The sequence below is a fragment of the Paractinoplanes ovalisporus genome (assembly GCF_016834655.1).
GTDB lineage: Bacteria > Actinomycetota > Actinomycetes > Mycobacteriales > Micromonosporaceae > Actinoplanes > Actinoplanes ovalisporus.
In genome coordinates, this window is sequence record NZ_JAENHP010000009.1 from 1 (window position 1) to 16,913 (window position 16,913).

13 protein-coding genes and 1 tRNA gene are annotated in these 16,913 nt (G+C 65.4%); 5 read left to right on the plus strand and 9 right to left on the minus strand.

Annotated features, from left to right (window positions below):
- A partial coding sequence (locus JIG36_RS25890; RefSeq protein ID WP_438870760.1) for a hypothetical protein occupies positions 1-288 on the plus strand: 288 nt, incomplete at its 5' end.
- Positions 289-339: 51 nt separating this feature from the next.
- On the opposite strand, the gene JIG36_RS25895 is transcribed toward JIG36_RS25890, so the two are convergent.
- Together JIG36_RS25895 and JIG36_RS25900 are read right to left on the minus strand one after the other, a co-directional pair.
- Positions 340-412: transfer RNA gene (locus JIG36_RS25895), tRNA-Arg, on the minus strand.
- A 522-nt stretch (positions 413-934) separates the two neighbouring features.
- Positions 935-1,372 (minus strand): calcium-binding protein, encoded by a 438-nt coding sequence (locus tag JIG36_RS25900; protein ID WP_236048273.1) that lies wholly within the window; start codon positions 1,370-1,372, stop codon positions 935-937.
- Between the two features lie 60 nt (positions 1,373-1,432).
- Here JIG36_RS25900 and JIG36_RS25905 point away from each other — a divergent pair, with 60 nt between their 5' ends.
- Entirely contained in the window at positions 1,433-3,781 is a 2,349-nt protein-coding gene (locus JIG36_RS25905; RefSeq protein WP_203379015.1) for a DEAD/DEAH box helicase, read from the plus strand.
- Between the two features lie 31 nt (positions 3,782-3,812).
- Here the strand turns inward: JIG36_RS25905 and JIG36_RS52200 are convergent, their stop codons facing one another.
- The 6 genes from JIG36_RS52200 to JIG36_RS25935 form a co-directional block, all read right to left on the minus strand.
- On the minus strand, positions 3,813-4,031 hold the full coding sequence (locus JIG36_RS52200) for a hypothetical protein (protein WP_236048274.1): 219 nt from the start codon (positions 4,029-4,031) through the stop codon (positions 3,813-3,815).
- Between the two features lie 390 nt (positions 4,032-4,421).
- Positions 4,422-4,622, minus strand: coding sequence for a DUF397 domain-containing protein (locus tag JIG36_RS25915; protein ID WP_203379016.1), 201 nt, complete (start codon positions 4,620-4,622; stop codon positions 4,422-4,424).
- Complete coding sequence (locus JIG36_RS25920; protein WP_203379017.1) at positions 4,619-5,476, minus strand: helix-turn-helix domain-containing protein; 858 nt, start codon at positions 5,474-5,476, stop codon at positions 4,619-4,621. The genes JIG36_RS25915 and JIG36_RS25920 overlap by 4 nt, the downstream gene beginning before the upstream one ends.
- A gap of 465 nt (positions 5,477-5,941) precedes the next feature.
- Positions 5,942-6,403 carry a DUF8821 family protein gene (locus tag JIG36_RS25925; RefSeq protein ID WP_203379018.1) on the minus strand — a complete coding sequence of 154 codons (462 nt, stop codon included), beginning with the start codon at positions 6,401-6,403 and terminating at the stop codon, positions 5,942-5,944.
- A 94-nt stretch (positions 6,404-6,497) separates the two neighbouring features.
- A complete protein-coding gene (locus JIG36_RS25930) occupies positions 6,498-6,953 on the minus strand; it encodes a hypothetical protein (protein ID WP_203379019.1) in 456 nt (151 codons plus the stop codon).
- A 190-nt stretch (positions 6,954-7,143) separates the two neighbouring features.
- Entirely contained in the window at positions 7,144-10,026 is a 2,883-nt protein-coding gene (locus tag JIG36_RS25935; protein ID WP_307872915.1) for an EAL domain-containing protein, read from the minus strand.
- A gap of 339 nt (positions 10,027-10,365) precedes the next feature.
- Here JIG36_RS25935 and JIG36_RS25940 point away from each other — a divergent pair, with 339 nt between their 5' ends.
- The 3 genes from JIG36_RS25940 (at position 10,366) to JIG36_RS25950 (ending at position 14,727) form a co-directional block, all read left to right on the plus strand.
- Positions 10,366-11,982 carry a chitinase gene (locus JIG36_RS25940; RefSeq protein ID WP_236048275.1) on the plus strand — a complete coding sequence of 539 codons (1,617 nt, stop codon included), beginning with the start codon at positions 10,366-10,368 and terminating at the stop codon, positions 11,980-11,982.
- A gap of 167 nt (positions 11,983-12,149) precedes the next feature.
- Positions 12,150-13,754 (plus strand): HsdM family class I SAM-dependent methyltransferase, encoded by a 1,605-nt coding sequence (locus JIG36_RS54195; protein ID WP_203379021.1) that lies wholly within the window; start codon positions 12,150-12,152, stop codon positions 13,752-13,754.
- 43 nt (positions 13,755-13,797) lie between these two features.
- Entirely contained in the window at positions 13,798-14,727 is a 930-nt protein-coding gene (locus JIG36_RS25950) for a restriction endonuclease subunit S domain-containing protein (RefSeq protein WP_203379022.1), read from the plus strand.
- Between the two features lie 68 nt (positions 14,728-14,795).
- Here JIG36_RS25950 and JIG36_RS25955 read toward each other — a convergent pair whose 3' ends face one another.
- Complete coding sequence (locus tag JIG36_RS25955) at positions 14,796-16,904, minus strand: AIPR family protein (protein WP_203379023.1); 2,109 nt, start codon at positions 16,902-16,904, stop codon at positions 14,796-14,798.
- Between the last annotated feature and the right edge of the window lie 9 nt (positions 16,905-16,913).

The following is a 16,913-nucleotide window of genomic DNA, read 5'->3' on the forward strand; positions in this document are numbered from 1 at the left end:
GCCAGCCCCGGCACCGACCGCACCGCCGACACCCACGACCGGGTCCGCCACGACAAAATCAGCAAAGCCGGCACCGTCACCCTGCGCGTCCACGGCCAGCTACGCCACATCGGCATCGGCAAAACCTCCGCCGGAACCTACGTCCTGCTACTCGTCCAAGACCTGCACGTCCGCGTCATCCACGCCAGCACCGGCGAACTCCTGCGCGAGCTCACCATCGACCCCCGACGCGACTACCAGCCCACCGGACGCCCACCCGGACCCACACCCACCAAACAAAAAGCCTGAACCTGCGAAACGCAGGTTCAGGCTATTCCGATGTCCTGAGACATCACAGGGTGCCCCCGGTAGGAATCGAACCTACGACACACGGTTTAGGAAACCGATGCTCTATCCCCTGAGCTACGAGGGCCTACGGCCCATATCGTACCTAGCTGGGGATACTCATGAGTGCGCGGGCGTCCCATCGAGTGCCGAACGGGCCCGTCCGGTGCACCGGCGGCGGTTCCGTCGCTGGTCGGAGCACGCGCCGAGCAAATTCCGCGCACACGCGACTCGGTGTGTCTGGCGGTGACCGCGGGTGCCCCACGATGACGGGTGCTATTCACTCGCCGAGCACGTACGGAGCACTCGGGGCAGCCTCTGAGCTGGAAAAACGTCTTTGGCGGACGACTTGATGTTCGTGCGGGGTCAGGCGATGGTTCGTGTCACCGGTACCGCGTGGTGCGCCTCCTGCGGCAGCGTCGCCGGGCACCTCGCGCACGAGGTGCCCGGCGCGTGGCTTCCTGGCAGTAGGGCGTGCCAACCACGGCGAAGACTGGAGCGCTCGTCGCACTACCGGCAGCCCAGCTTTGCATCGCACAGGACGCGTGCGGTCAAGCCTCGCAACCCTTAGATAGATAACTTGTCATCCGAAGGTGACATGCCCAGGATTTTATCCGTGCGAGAGCTGACAGAACTCCCGCCGACCTTCGTTCTTGCGGCCGGAATGACCGTCCCGCGGGACGGAGGCTGCTTGGTGTCGAGCCGCGCCGGAGCCGGCCGGTATGCACCCCCGTGGTCTACCGTCCTGCCCAGTACCGGTAGGCATCGATCCATGCTGAACCGCCCGGTGGTGGGGTGGGTAGTTGCAGCTCGAGCAGGTCGATCCGCTGCCGGTCGCGGCCTCGGCGCAGATGGCGACGATGCTGTCGCCGATCAAGTCGACCTTCTTCACAGTGACCTCGACACCGAGGGCCATGGTGGCAAACGGTACGACCAGGTGTTCTTCGAGCATGGTGAACAGACCGGTGAGCTGTTCGTCGTCGTTGTACGCGTCGACCGTGGCTTCTACGATCATCGCTTCGAGCGCCGCGTTCCGCTTCGGTGCCATCGGCGGAGGATAGCGAGCTGGTCGTCAGAGGCTCGAGGCCCGATACGTCAGAATGATCCGGTGGATGTGACGGCTGAGCACGCCGACCTGCGCCGGGAGGTGCAGCGCTTACAGGCCGAGAACGCCAGGCTGTCGCGGCTGTTGGAATTGCGTGGTCAGGACACGGCTCCGTCTCCGGAGCAGCTGTGCGCTCCGGTTGCCGTGCCGGGCATGGTCACCATGGCTTCGCCGGTGGCGGACAAGCTGGCTTTGTTCGCCGACCGGTTCCGGGCCCGTACCGATGTGTACGCCGTCCGCTGGGAAAACACTCGCACGGGTGCATCTGGGTGGTCGCCGGCCGTCGCCGGCGGCTGGCGCAAGGGCATGGACCGACGCACTGCCGCTCATCTTCGCTGTACGCCGCAAGTTGTGGCGGCTCATCTCGTCGGTGACGTGTTCATGGGCCTCTACCCGCTGTTACCCAGAAACCTGTGTCAGTTCGTCGTCGCCGACTTCGACGGTGCGACGGCGATGCTCGACGCGCTCGCCTACGTCAAGGCGGCGAGGGCCAGTGTTGTGCCGGCCGCGCTGGAGATCTCCCAGTCGGGCCGGGGTGCCCATGTGTGGATTTTCTTCACGGAGGCCCTCCCGGCTGCGACGGCGCGAGCTGTCGGTACCGCGCTGTTGCACGAGGCGATGGTGCTGCGCGGATCCATGGACCTGCGGTCGTATGACCGGCTCTTTCCCAACCAAGACGTCCTGCCCGACGGCGGGTTCGGCAACCTCATCGCCGCGCCGCTGTACGGCCGCCGTCGTAAGGAGGGCCTTACCACCTTCCTTGATCTCGGCACGCTCGAACCGTACGAGGACCAGTGGGTGTTCCTCTCGACGCTGGACCGGCTCAGCCCCGGCGACGCGGAACGGCTTGTCCGTAATGCGAGCCGCTCCGCCACCGGAACCGACGTCGCCACGATCAGCAGGTCCGCCGCAACGCGGGTCCATCCGGCATTGCCTGCGGTGGTCCACGCGGAACTCAGCGCCGGGTTGAACATTGACATCGGTCAACTCACTCCGGCCGCGCTCGCGACGTTCAAACACGCGGCTGCCATGGCCAACCCGAAGTTCTACGAACTGCAACGCCTGCGGAAATCGACCTGGGACACTCCGCGATTTATCCGCGGCTACGACCTCACCCTCGACGACCGCCTGGTCCTGCCCCGCGGGCTACGACACACCATCAACTCCATCGTCGAACACGCGGGTTCGCGGCTCTCCGTCACCGACGCGCGAAACCCCGGCCAGGAGATCGACGTCGCGTTCACCGGTGAACTCACTGCCAAGCAGGGGACCGCAGTCGGCGCTGTCCTCGCTCACGACGACGGGCTGCTCGTCGCCCCGCCCGGATCCGGCAAGACCGTCATGGGCTGCGCCGTGATCGCCGAGCGTGGCACTTCCACCCTGATCCTCGTCGACCGCAAAGCTCTTGCCGACCAGTGGCGCATGCGCGTCGAGCAGTTCCTGGGCATCAAACCCGGGCAACTCGGCGGCGGGCGGCGCAAGCTCACCGGTACCGTGGACATCGCGCTGCTGCCGTCGCTGGCCAGACGCGATGACATAGCCACCCTCACTGACGCGTACGGGCATGTGATCGTCGACGAGTGCCATCATCTCGGCGCAGCCGCGTACGAGCACTCGGTCAAAGCGATCGCCGCCCAGTTCTGGCTCGGCCTCACCGCCACGCCCACCCGGCGAGACGGCCTCGGTCAACTCGTCACCTGGCAACTCGGCCCCGTGCGGCACACCCTGACCGACGAGGAACAGGGCACTCTCGCCGCTGCCATGAACGCCGGCACCGGACCGAGGCGCGTGCTGTTCCAGCACGACACGGAGTTCAGGGCCGGCGACGTCGACCTAGACGTGCCGGGCGGGCTGGCCGAGGTGCACCGGAGATTGGCCCTCGACGAGCCACGCAACACGCTGATCGCCGATGACGTTGTCGCGGCCTTGACGCGTGGCCGCAACTGTCTGGTCCTCACCCGACGGGTCGCCCACGTCGAGGCTCTGGCCACAATGCTCGCCGCACGGGGACATCAGCCACTCGTGCTCCAAGGAGCAATGAGCACCACCGACCGCCGGGCGGTTGTCGAACGCCTGGACACCGCCAAAGCCGGTGAGGGCCTGCTGGTCATCGGCACCACGCCGTTCATCGGCGAAGGCTTCGACGCCCCGGCCCTCGATGCGCTCTTCCTCGCCGGACCGATTTCCTACGACGGCCTGCTTGTCCAATGCGCCGGCCGCGTCATCCGAGCCTCACCAGGCAAGGACATCGCCGAGGTCCACGACTACCACGACGTTGCCACTCCCGTCCTTGCCGCCTCACTGCAACGCCGCATGCCCGGATACCGGACACTCGGATTCACGGCGGCATAGAACCTCCACGACCCCGCCCAGCCGAACAGCGTCATCGGTTCTGTTTTTCTCTGAACTGGGCCCAAATGCTGGTCCGAGCGGCCAGCTCATGCATCCACGACGGCGAGCCTGTCTGAGCCTTGGCGGCATTGCTGGTCGCGAATTGATTCAAGACGTCGGTGCCGGCCGAGGACCAGTCGGGGAACTGGGCCAGCCAGTTTTCGGCCTGTTCTGGTGTGTGGCCGCTTCTGATGAGCCACGGAACGAGCATGGCTAGTTCCAGCCAGGGTGCTGCCTTGGTCGCGTACGCCCAGTGCCTGCCACCAGCCAGCCGCCGGACTCGAACTGCCACTGGACCGCGGGTGAGCGAGGTGGCCGGACAGTCTCGCCCACCCGCAGTTCGTAGCGCAGTGACCGGACGCCCAGGTCGCTCCGGGCCGCTTTGACGAATACCGACCCGTTGGGCCCGGTGACCGTTGCGGCGAATTCCGCGTGGTCGCCGCCGGCGGCTGGGACTACAGCGGATCCGCCGATACGGTCGGCGATCGGTCTTGTGACGGCTTCGGGCAAGGCGGCCCAGTCACTGCGCATCGGTGCCTTTCGAAAGCGCCGGGTCCAAAGGCCCAGCCTCCGGGAGCGGAGACCGGGCCTTTGGCGCTCGTCAGAGGTCGAACTCGCCGTCCTTGACGCTGCCGATGAACGCCTGCCATTCCGCGTCGGTGAAGATCAGCGTGGCGCCGTTGCGGTTCTTTGTGTCTCGGACCGCGACGATGTCGGGCAGGTTTTCGGCTACCTCGACGCAGTTGCCGTCCGAGCCACTGCGCGTTGCCTTGTGCCAGCGGGCACCGGTCAGATCAGTCATTCTTGTGCTCCTTTCCGTGCGGCGGATGCCGCGTCCTGGATCAACCTGATGGTGTCGGCCGGGCTCGATGCTTGAGCCGCGAGCCGTTGGAAGTTGTCGCGATATCGCGCTATCGCGGCATCGTGTTCGAGGAACAGACCACCGCCGGTGTGTTCGGTGTAGACGATCGCGGGGTCGGGTTCGGCGAACTCCAGAATGAGGAAACTGCCGGGCATGCCGAGGTGCGCCCCTGATGCGTACGGCATGATCTGGAGGGTGACCGACGGGTGGCCGGCCGCGGTCAGAAGATGCTCCAGCTGGCCCTGCATGACTTTGCAGCCTCCGACGTTGCGCCGGATCACGCCCTCGTCGAGGATCGCCCAGACCGCGGACTTCGACTCCTGGCGCCTCATGCGGACCTCGACGCGCCGGTCGATCGCCTCCTGGTCGGCGTCGGGCATGAGCGTGGTGATGATCGTCCGTGCGTACTCCGGGGTCTGGAGCAGGCCGGGGATGAAGGTCAGCTCGAAGACCGACTGGCGCTCGGCCTCGGACTCGAAGCTGATCAGCGTCGCGTAGCTGTCGACCAGGTTGCCCTCGAAGGGCTGGATCCAGCCGACCTCATCGGACCGGCGGAGGATGGCCTCCATCTCGTCGCGGCGAGCCTGGTCGATGATGCCGTAGAGATCGAGCAGAGCGCGGAGCGTACGAGGCTGCGGGCGGGTCTTGCCCCTCTCCATCTTGAAGAGGGCACCCTCGGATATGCCGGTACGTTCGTTCACCTGTTCCCGGGTGAGGCCGGCATCGATCCGGAGCGCGAACAGGTCCGCGGCCAAGCGGCGTCGTCTTACCGTCGGTGTCTTACGCGTTCGCATCGGCTTCGCTCCATCCCTAGTCCCGACATAGTCTCGCGCCTACTAGTCGCTCGTCTACGTCGGGGCCAAGTTTGTGCAGTCTGCTCAAATACGAGTCGCACTCCGGGTCCGTCGCGCCGATGATGCGCAGCGCGGCCGGCGCGGGTTTAACGGCAGGTCACAGCCGGGGGCCGCTGTTGCAGGCCCGCCGCGGGCCGCCCCGGAGCGTGCCGGTGGGGGGTCGTGACGACCACGGCGATCGTTGCAGCCGCCCGACACCGCGCGCTTGTCGTCCCAGGGCGACATCACGGCGCTGTTGACGTACCAGCGGATTGATGTCGCGGTGACGCCGGAGGTGATGGAGCAGACGAACCGGCTCTGGCCGGACCCGCACTCGAGGGTGGGAGTTGCCGCGGATGCGCTGGTGACAGTGCCGACCCGATGACTGCATCCGGGCACACACGGACCACCACGTACGTACGGGGGTCAGTAATCGTTCTTGATGACGAAGTATGAGCCGCGGATGGTGCCCGCCAGCTTCGACTTCTGGCGTGCGAACTTGAACGCGCCGAGCTCGTCGGGGATTTCCATGCCGTCGGACAGTTTGAAGCCGACCGCGCGCTTTCCGCCGTCGTCGAGCGCGTACATCACGTTGATGGACAGGCCGCTTTCGTAGAACACGTACGCCATCTTGATGTTCTCGACCTGGAACTCGGTGGCCTCCAGAACCGGCGACGCGATGACGAGGCCGCGTTCCTCGGAAAGGATGCGGTTGATCCAGGCGATGGTCTTCTCGGCCTCGCTCGCCGGCACAACCGTGAACGTGTGGTCGTACTTGTTCTTGAAATAGCGGGCCTCGTTGGCCCGCAGACCGGCCAGCGCCTCCGCAACCGGTGACGACTCCAGGCCGACGGTGGAGACGGTGTTGAAGTCAACTGCGTAGGTCATAGCGGTACCCCCATCCGCCGAACGAGTTCACCAGCGCATTCTCCACCTTCCGGCAGCCCCCGTGTGTCCTCCCCGAAGAGTCATGCCGGCCGCTCTACCAGGTTCGGGCCCAATCCGGCGGCGGCACGACCGGGAGATCCGGCTCGCCGGCGATCGGCTCCAGGGCGTACAGAATGGTGAGGTCTTCACTGTCGGGATCGGTCTGCACGCGTCCGTAACTGCCGTCCGCGGCGACGAGGAACCAGTAGTCCGGGGCGGGACCACCGTCGTCCAGCAGTGCACGCGTTCGGGCGGTCCGGCAGATCGCCTGGGCGAGTTCGAGTTCGCTCGCCTCGGTCAATGTCCGGAGCTTGTCGCCGGCGCTGAGTTCGTGTCCGAATTCGCCGTCGACCGGCGTGATCAGTGCGATCGGATCCGGACCGGGGTGGTCGTTGAGTTCCTCATAGGGGCCGGCGTAGACCAGGTCGAGCGGCACGTTGTAGACGGTGTGCAGCGCTTGTCGCAGTGCTTCGGCGGACGTCCTGCTGTCGAAATAGATTCCGTAGGTCATGCGTCGCCTTGTAGCTCCCAATGCGGCAGGTCTTCAGCGGGTGGCGTTGAGTGGGGTCAGCCGCTGCCGCGTTGAGGGCTTTGATTCCGACAGCGAGCCAGTCGTTGTGCGGCGAGGAAGCGCCGATCGTATCGATGGGAGTCGAGTGGGCCGGGGAATGCGGGGAGCGTCGCTCCTCGCATTCCGGTGGTTACCAGCCTCCGACGCCGGCCAGGACTCGTTCTACCGGGACCGGCTTGCCCAAGAAGAAGCCCTGGCCGAAAGGCACCCCGCACGCCACCAGGGCGTCCCTCTGGGCGGGGGTTTCGATGCCCTCGGCGATGATGGTGCAACCGTGCTGTTCGGCGAACTGGACCAGCGAACGGATCGCGGCCTGGCGGGCCAAGGAACGGTCGATGTCGGACAGGGCGGCGACGCCCAGCTTGAGGAAAGCCGGCCGCAAAGACTCGATCACGGCCAGCGTCTCGTAACCGGCGCCCAGGTCGTCCACGGCCAGGGCCACCCCGCCCAACTGCGCCAGCTCGGGCGGCGTCGCGTCGCCGACCTCCAGCACCAGGGGGCGGCGGGACGCAGCCAGCAGCGGAGCCAGGTCGTGGGGGCGGCGCAGCAGGTCGGCCGTCACGTTGACCGACAGCCAGGTGCCGTTGGGCAGGGACTTGGACGACGCGATGGCGGCCTGGATCAGGGCCGCGTCCAGGGCGATGTGCACGCCGCGGGACTCGGCCGACGCCAGGCCCTCGCGCGGGCTGCTGCCGTCGGCGAAGCGGGTCAGGGCCTCGTAGCCGACCACATGACCGTTGATCATGTTGTAGATGGGCTGGAAGACGGTGAAGAAGCTGAACTCCTCGAACGCGTGCGCCTGCGACGAGGACGACGACGGGGACGAGGACTTCCAGCCGGCTTCGGTGCGCTGAAGCCGTACGGTGGTCTGGCCCGCGGTTGCCCCGTGCTCGTGCCGGTAATGCAGCACCTGGGCCCAATCGCCGGCCGGAGCGGGGGCCGCCACGGCTGCTTTCTTCTTCCGTGAAGACGTGCGCCGGGTCTTCTTCGGTGTGACCGGTCGGATCAGCCAGTTGCGCAGGTGCGTGAACAGGTCGACCACGGTGTTTCCGAGACCGACGAACGCCACCATCGCGTACAGGGAAAGGGTCAGGTTGAGGACGGCGAAGACCAGGTTGTTCCACAGCTGGTGCTCGATGTCGACCCAGATCGTGTAGGCACAAAGGGCGATCAGCGCGAGCGGGAGAATCAGGTAGCTGGTCGCGGCCGTCGTGCGGTTGCGGACCTTCGGCGTACGTTTGAAGGCGCTCTTCTCACCGGTCAGCAACTGGAGCAGCGAGGCGATGCTGCCCGACAGGTTGACCGGCAGCAGAATCAGGTTGAAGCCGTAGATGCGCAACATGTCCGACCGCTTGTAACCCAGGTGCTTGAGGTCGGCCGCCATCATGAAGAAGTACGGCACCGAGACCAGCAGCAGGATCGGGTTCAGCAGCTCGTTGTTGAACGGGTAGGCGAGCATGACGACCAGGCACACGGAACTCCAGAAAATGGAGGCCATGTAGTTGACCCGCAGGAAGTACTCGCCGAAGCGGTTCTTGTCCTCGCGCCTCGCCTTCGCCCGGAACTGGTCCTTCAAGCGTGACAGAATCAGCAGACCGCCGTTGGCCCAGCGCTGCCGCTGAATGGCCAGTGAACCGAAGTCGGGCGGAGTCGCGCTGTAGGCCAGCCGCTCCGGGTAGTTGTGCAGCAGCCACCCCCGTACGCCGAGGTCGATCGTCGATTCGGTGTCCTCGATGACCGTCCGGTCCTGGATGTAGCGGCGGATTTCCCAGTCACCCTCGTACGAGACCTCGCAGATCTCGTCCAGGGCCTTCTTGCGCAGTACGGCGTTGGCGCCCACCCAGAAAGTGGCGCCGTAATGGGTCATGCCCTGATGCACGATGTACTGGATGTCGGTCGTCGCGCCGGAAATGCGCTCGATCCGCGTGGCCGAACCGGGATAGGCACTGTACGGCGTCTGGGCCACGGCGTGATTCGCGTACGCGCCCTGCTCGAGCAGATGCACGAGGCGTAATGCGTACTCGGGAAGGAGAACGCTGTCCGCGTCGAGGGTCAGCACGTAGTCCGGGTTCGGGACGACCAGGTCGGCGCGGTTGGGACCGGCCGTGACCAGCGCGGTACCCAGCGGCGTGCTGACCTCCTGATACGCGCCGCCCATGAGCCCGATGTAGCTGTTCAGGTTCATGGCCTTGTTCGGCTCGTGCGACAGGGACACGTACTTCTTGCGTTCGAAACTGGTGATCTGCACGTCGAAAATGGCGAGCAGCCGCTTGTAGAACTGGTTCATCCGCGCGATCGGGAGCGTGACGTGTTCCTCGGCGCCCTTCGTGAGCGCGGCGCTGATCTGGCCCAGTTCGGCGGCGAGCGGGTTCACGATGTGCTCGACGAAGAACGTGTCGGTGTGGTCGACCATTTCCTGCCGCGCACCGAGGTCGTACAGCCAGTCCGAAGCGAACCGGTATTCCTCGGCGAGCCGGCGCATGTCCTCGAGCACCACGAGGTATCCGCCACGCATACGGACCTGCTCGTCGAAATAGGCAAAGGCGTTGGAGGCTCTCCCGTACGGGACCTGGAGCTCTGCTTCGATCTGAGCCGGCAACGCGCGGGCGGCCAGCAACATGTCGCGCGCGGCCCGGGTCTTCGGCCGGCGTGGGTCGTCGATCAGCAGGGTCACGCGCAGGCCGGGATATTCCTGGAGCGCGGCCGACAAAAGCGTGGTGCGGTTGGTCCGCTCATCCTCCTGATAGGACGGGACCAGAACCGCCACCGACGGCATTTTCCCGCCGATGAACTCGTCCAGCATGATGCGCGGCGCCCGCTGGTGACCACGCGCCCGATAGAAATATCCGATTCGCGTGATGAGGTAGGCGATAGCGGACGCGGCCAGGCCGGTGACCACCAGCATGTACACAATCGCCTCGATCGCGAGTTTCACGGTGTACGCGTGACCCGCGATGAACTGCTGGATGATCGTGTATGTGATGTAACACGCCCAGACCGTGATGGTCACCACGATCGCGAGCCGGCCCCGGGTGATCCTGCCTTCGGAGATCGGCGGCGGGACGATCGGGTGAGGATCGGTCCTTCGGTCGGCTCCCCATTGGCGCTGGCCGTCCCGTTTTCGCGGTTCCGCCTTGGTGCGTGGCATGCGTGTCTGGGCCTTTCGGTGCGATTTGCGGCGACACCGCGAGGCGATGTCCGCGGAATTGTCAGTCCAAGATCCGGGTTTGGCGCTCCCGATTCCGGCCGAAAGAACCGTCCCTCGCGCCCCACCGGTCTCGTCCTTTCACCCGATCGCGAAAGCCGCCGCCGTAGGCCAGCGTGTGGCGACTCGGAAAACGAAAGGGCTTTCATGACGGACCGCGCCACACCTGTAGCCGTGCGGCCCGATTACGATCCGCGCGCTGACCCGCTGGCCGATCCGAACTGGCAGGAGCCGGAGCAGCCGCGCAGCAAGCTCTCGTGGACCAGACTGTTGATCCTGCTGCTCGTGCTCGGCCTGGCCGGCGCCGGCGGCACCCTCGGCGTGATGCACCTGCGGAACACGGCCGGCCCGACGGCGAAATCGTGGGCGGTGCCGTACGTCGACGTCACGCTGACCCCGACGTTCCAGTTCCAGGACCCCACCGCGAACCCGGCCAACGACGTCGCGCTGGGCTTCGTCGTCGCCCACCCGAAGAACGCCTGCATCCCGAGCTGGGGCGGGGCGTACACGACGGACCAGGCGGCCTCCGCGCTCGAGCTGGACCGTCGCATCGACCAGCTGCGCCAGGCCGGCGGCGACATCACGCTCAGCCTGGGCGGGCTCAACAACTCCGAGCTGGCCGTCGCCTGCACCGACCAGACCAAGCTGGACGCGGCCTACCGCTACCTGGTCAACCGGTACGACGTGAAGACGCTCGACCTCGACATCGAAGGCGCCGCCGTCGCCGACCAGGCGTCCCTGCAGCGGCGCGTCGAGGCCGTGGCCGCCGTACAGAAGGAACGCAAGGCCGCGGGCAAGCCGCTCGCGGTGTGGCTGACGCTGCCCGTCGCCCCGAGCGGCCTGACCCAGGACGGCGTCGGTGTCGTCCGCGGCATGATCGAGGGCGGCGTGGACCTGCGCGGCGTCAACGTGATGACGATGGACTACAACAACGGCGACGCCGACCCGGACATGCTGGCGCTCAGCCTCAGCGCCCTCAACGGCACCCACAAGCAGCTCAGCGATCTCTACCTGCAGCTCGGCCACAAGCTCACCTCACCGCAGGTGTGGTCGCGGATCGGCGCCACCCCGATGATCGGCCAGAACGACATCGACACCGAGCGGTTCACCCTCGACGACGCCGAGGGCCTGCGCAGGTTCGCCGTCGACAACGGCCTGGGCCGGGTCTCGATGTGGTCACTGAACCGGGACGCCCCCTGCCGCGGCACGTTCGCCAACGTCGTCGTGCACTCCAACACGTGCAGCGGCGTCGACCAGGAGGCGCTAGCGTTCTCGAAGGTCTTCGCCGGCCTGCCCGGCAAGGCCGCGAACAGCGACGCGCAGGGTTCGGTCGAGATCCCGAACCGCGTGACGACGACCGACGACCCGAAGACCAGCCCGTACCCCGTCTGGCGGATGACCGCCCTCTACGTGACCGGCTACAAGGTCGTCTGGCGCGGCGTCGTCTACGAGGCCAAGTGGGCCAACTCGGGCCAGGACCCGTCGGCGGCGCCGCCTGCGGGAACCCAGAGCGCGTGGTCGGTGATCGGCCCGGTGAGCCCGGTCGAAAAGGCGCCCAAACCCATTCCTCTGGTCAGCGGAGTAACCGATCCGTGGGCGGCCGGAACCATTTACCGCCGCGGCAGCCGGGTCCTGTTCGGCGGTCTGCCTTACGAGGCCCAATGGACCACGAAGGACGAGACCCCGTCGACCGAGTTCCCCGTCGACGCCGACGACCCGTGGAAGCCCTTGTTCCGCATTCCAGGGGAGCCGGCAACAAACTGACATTTCCCGTACGCACGTCACCCGCGGCCGGCCACGGTCGACGTGCGTACGGGGTGGCCGTCAGGACCACTCCGTGAACCGGATGCGGGCCACGTGAGCAGGGTGTTTGGCGGTGCCAACCCGGGTCGCTCCGAGGTTATGTCAGACCGCGACCATAGGATGGCCGCGTGCCAGCCGAGAACATCGAATACAACCGCACGCTCAGCGGCCCCGAGCACCAGCAGGTGCGTCTGCCGGTCATCGAAAAGCTGGTCGAGGCCGGGTGGAGCCGCGACCAGATTCGCTGGCAGCCTGAGTGGCGAGTGCCCCAAGCGCCCCATGGCGCAGCGCTGCGAGAAGAGGGGAAGTCCTTCAGCTCGTGGCCGGTCGACCTCGCCCTCTTCGACGACCCGGCGCAGATGGACGACTGGCGCCACGTCGTCGTCCTTTTCGAGTTCAAGGCGCCCGACCTTCGTGGAGGCACCTCACAGCTCGAGACTTACCTCGCGCGCGAGCCCCGGGCGAAGCTCGGGTTCTGGACGAACGGCACGGAAGACGTCCGGATCTACAAGCTGCCAGACGGCAATTTCCGGCACGAGCGCAACCGTGGCATCCCCAGACCGGGCGAGGAGCTCGAGCTTCCCTCCGAGAAGCCGCTTACTTACAACGATCTCCAAGCCCCGCAGAACGGGCAGCTGAAGTCGGTCTTCAAGCGGCTGCTCGACGTCGTGGTGGCTCGTGACAGCCGTGCCACGAGGTCCGAGGCGCAGCTCAACGAGCTGTGCAATCTCCTGCTGCTCAAGATCGAGTCAGATACCTTCGGGCAGTTCAGCCCCGACCAGCCCCTCGAGTTTCAGCTTGCCCCCGACGGCGAAACCGAGACCGCAAAACGAATCCGAGCGGACTTCCACAAGCTGACGAAGTCGCGCCCGCAGGTTTTCGCGGATTCGAACGAGGTCAGCCTCAACCTTGACGACCACACCATTCAGGACGTGGTCTACGAGCTCTCCGGGCTCGACCTCGTGAGCATGAGCCCGGAGGCGATCTCATCCGCCTTCCAGGTCTTCCGCCGGGCCAACCTCAAGGCCGGCGAGGGGCAATACTTCACTCCGCATCGGGTCATCGAGGCGGCGGTCAAGATCATGGAGATCCGCCCCGACGACACGGTCATCGATCCCGCCTGTGGAACAGGTGGATTCCTGGTCGAAGCGTTCCTGGCGATGATCGATTACGCCAAGGCCAGCGGCGCCATGAGTGACGACAGAGCCCGCAGCCTTGCTGCCCAGCGGATTTACGGCGTCGACAAAGACGCGATCAACGTCAAGCTCGCCCGCGCGATCATGCTCAGCCTGAGCAGCGACGCGTCAAACATCCACGCCGGCGACTCGGTTCGTGAAGACCGCTGGAATACGGACTACGAGCATCTGGTCATGCCATTGGCCGACGGCCGCTTCTCGGTGGTGCTGACCAACCCGCCGTTCGGCCAGGGCCTGAAGGTCAGCAGCACTGATGCGCGCCGAAACAAGTACACGATCGCCCGTCGGGCCGACGGCCAATACCGAGCCTTGGAAATCGGCCTGATCTTTCTGGAACGCGCGCATCGGCTGTTGGCGAGCGGGGGACGTCTCGGCATCATCCTGCCCGAGACGTACTTCTTCTCGGCGACCTACAGCTGGCTGCCGGAGTGGTTGGAAGACCGGTTCACCCTGCGCGGTGTCGTCAACATTCCGATGGAGGCCTTCCAAGGGTTCTGCCGGGCCAAGACCAACCTGTACATCTTCGAGAAGAAGTAGGCACCGCATGGTTCACCGGCCGAGCTGGTTCAGAGACGGTTCTGTGTTCGTCTCGTTCGCCCCCACCGTAGGTATCAACAAGGACGGTGAGGATCTCTACGTCGTCAATCCGGCGACAGGCACTCGCACGGACGTCCTCGACGACCAGGTTCTTGCGGATGTCGACGCATTGCTCAGCGAAAAAATGACCACCTCGACTTCCCGGTGGGTGACTCAGGAGGCGCTTCAGCCGGGCCTTCTGGCGGTCCCGGTCTACTTCGACGACCGGTCCAACGAGAGGTTCGACGAGGTCCTGGGCGAGGCCGAATTCGAGGGGTTCGAGTCTGCGACGCTGGGTGAGCTCATCGACGACGGCCGGGTGATCGCGCGTCCGGGTCACGGCAGTCCCAGTGCCGACCTGCGTACCGGCACGGTGCCCTACATCAAGGTGTCGGATCTGCGCGCCGGCCAGGTGAACATCAACCCCACCAACCGGGTCACCGAGGTCGTCGCCAAGAAGTTCTGGCGGGGCAAAGAGTCGGGGCTGGCGGCGTACGACATCCTGACGCCGATCCGGACCAGTAAGAACATCGGCGACTTCGCGGTTCTGATGCCCGGCCAGGAGCGGCTGGTGCTGACGAAGGAGGTTCTGGTTCTCCACGCCGCGGAAACCTCGGAGTTCGACAACTTCTATCTGCTGTGGGCGATGAGCCTGCGAACAGTGCGCCGGCAGTGGGACCGGATCGTCTTCATGCAGACGAACCGGGAGGACGTGGGTTCGCGCTACCGGCAGATCAAAATCCCGGTCGCGCCGAGCCGGGAAAGGGCCGACGAGGTCAGCAAGCCCTTCCGCGACTACTACCTGGGCATGCAGGAACTACGCCAGAAGTTCCTCGATCACCTGACCGAGTCGGACAGATATCACATCTTCCTGTCGAGCGCCGAAGCAGTCGAGGAAGAAATCGAAGAGGAGCTGGAAGAGCTGCCGGACTGACCCGATCGAACCGGCTGGGGCAGGGGATCGGGAGGGCCTGACGGTGCCCGATCCCTGCCCTTCGTCGGCTAATCGTCCTCGCCGGCCTCGACGTCGCGCTCGGTCCGGACATTCTCGGCCAGATCCTTCAGCGATCCCTCGTTCGGGACGTGCCAGTAGAGCGTCCCTCGTACGTTGACACCCTTGCCGGTCGCGATCGTGCGCATCTTTCGCACCAGGCCTGACGGTGAGTAATCCTGCCCGTCGTAGTGCCATGTCAGCGGGTTGCGGGGGTCATTCCGCCACGAGGCCAGGCTGCGTTTCTCGTCCTCGGCCAGCCAACCGGACATGACCCTGCGTTCCGACCGCGTCGCCGGTCTGAACTCCAGCAGGGTGCCGTCCGGGATACGCCCGCTTTGCACCAGAGTCCTCACCGCGTCGACTTGGCGTCCTCGGTCTTCTGCGGTGACAGGCTGGTAATCAGTGCGGAGCCGTGGAGGTTCGCCTCCGTCGGAAACGCCCTTGATTGCCACTCGGGCCACTCGTTGAATCCGTTCCGGATTCCGGACCGCCGCGATGATATGACTGGAAATGCTGTACTCGGCGTCGATGGCGTACAGAGACCACTCAAAGGCGTTCTGGGCGACTGTCGCAACCTTTCGGATCTGCTCGTCCCAGTCGAACTTCGGGTCGCTCAGATTACTTGTGGCGAGCTGACTGAAAGTGACGTGAGTGATCAGCAGATCACCGTAAACGGCCATCGCGTTGGCCCGTCCCAGCAACCCCTCTTGCAGGTCGGACAACCGCGCCCTGACGGCCCGGAGCAACTTGACCTTTCTCCAGACGACGAGCACATCGGGTTCCTCGCCGAACAGCTGCTGGTACACGTCGTCGTGCCAGACATCCTTGAGGTCCTTCTTGGCGACGGCCGCATAGGTGGCGTCCGGATGAGTTGCGGCGAGAGCTTCAGCAACCTCGGTGATGGACGTACCGTGCTCGGGGTCCGGCAGCGGCTCGCCGCGCTTCAAGACGTAGCTCAGGCTGAGTTCGGTGGCGAAGGCGTCCCTGAGAGTGGTCTGTATCGCGTTCAGAGACTTGAAGTCCCTGTCCTCGACGGGGTTCTGCGTGTTCGTGTTGATGGTTACCTGGTCGCCGAATCCGGGCGGACAGTCTTCGAGAGATATGAGACGAACCAGAACGCGGCCGTGCTCGGCGGCTGTCGGATCTGCCTCATAGGCTTTGTGGATCGCGCTGACGGTCTGCGCGCCGTTGACGACGCTGACTCCGGACAACTGGAAGTCCCCGACGCCACCCGGCACCGCCTTGCCCGCCGGCTTGATGGACTCGCACAACATCGTGATTCCGTTGCTGAAGTACCAGAAATGCCGGGCCTCGTTCAGCAGGGTGCCACGGATCTTGACGTTGACGTCCGAAGTGTCCAGTGAGGCGCGGATGTTTCGCGCGAAGAGGCCGCGGCGGTGCTTCGAGTAAAGTTCCGCCACGTGCGGCACCGTGACTGTGCCGTAGAGCGCCTTGTAAGGACTCACCTCCTGGCCGAATCCCTCGAGGCGGAGCGAAGCGTTGATTTTCGGGGACGCCGCATCGCCCAGAGTGGTCCGGTGAAAGTCACGGAGGTCGAGGAGCTCGTAGTCAACCATCTCTTCGACCTGGTTGAACTGTGCGATCTTCTTCTCGAGAAGTGTCCGTACGCCCGAACTCAGGGGTTCCACCCGCAGCAATGCCAGGACCAGGATGATCTTAGGTGTGCCGTTCGGGTCTTCGAAGGCAGACTCGATCTCGGGCACGTGACGCTGGAAACGACGGTTGAACGCTGAGAACTCGAGGTCCAGAATCAGCTCCAGACCTTCGATCATCTTGTGGACCTCGGCCTCGCCGAACTGCCCTTTGCCCTTGTCGCTCCATTTCGCCTGATAGAGGCGGATCACGGTGCCGGTCGCGGTTCGTTCGACGCTGACGGCATCGAGGCCCTTGTCGTCGGAGCCGTCGAATACGGAATTGGCCGCGACCTGATTGGTGCAAGGCTGCTCGGATTGGCGAGCGAGCGCAGCCAGGCCCCGAGTGAGAAAGTGCTCATGCTGCTTCCCGGCCGGCTGCGTCTCGACGTCGGAGAGATCAATGAGGCCCTTGAACCGCTCTTCGATGGCCCGCTGCACGTATCTGACCTGAACAACGCTCACATGTGCCCC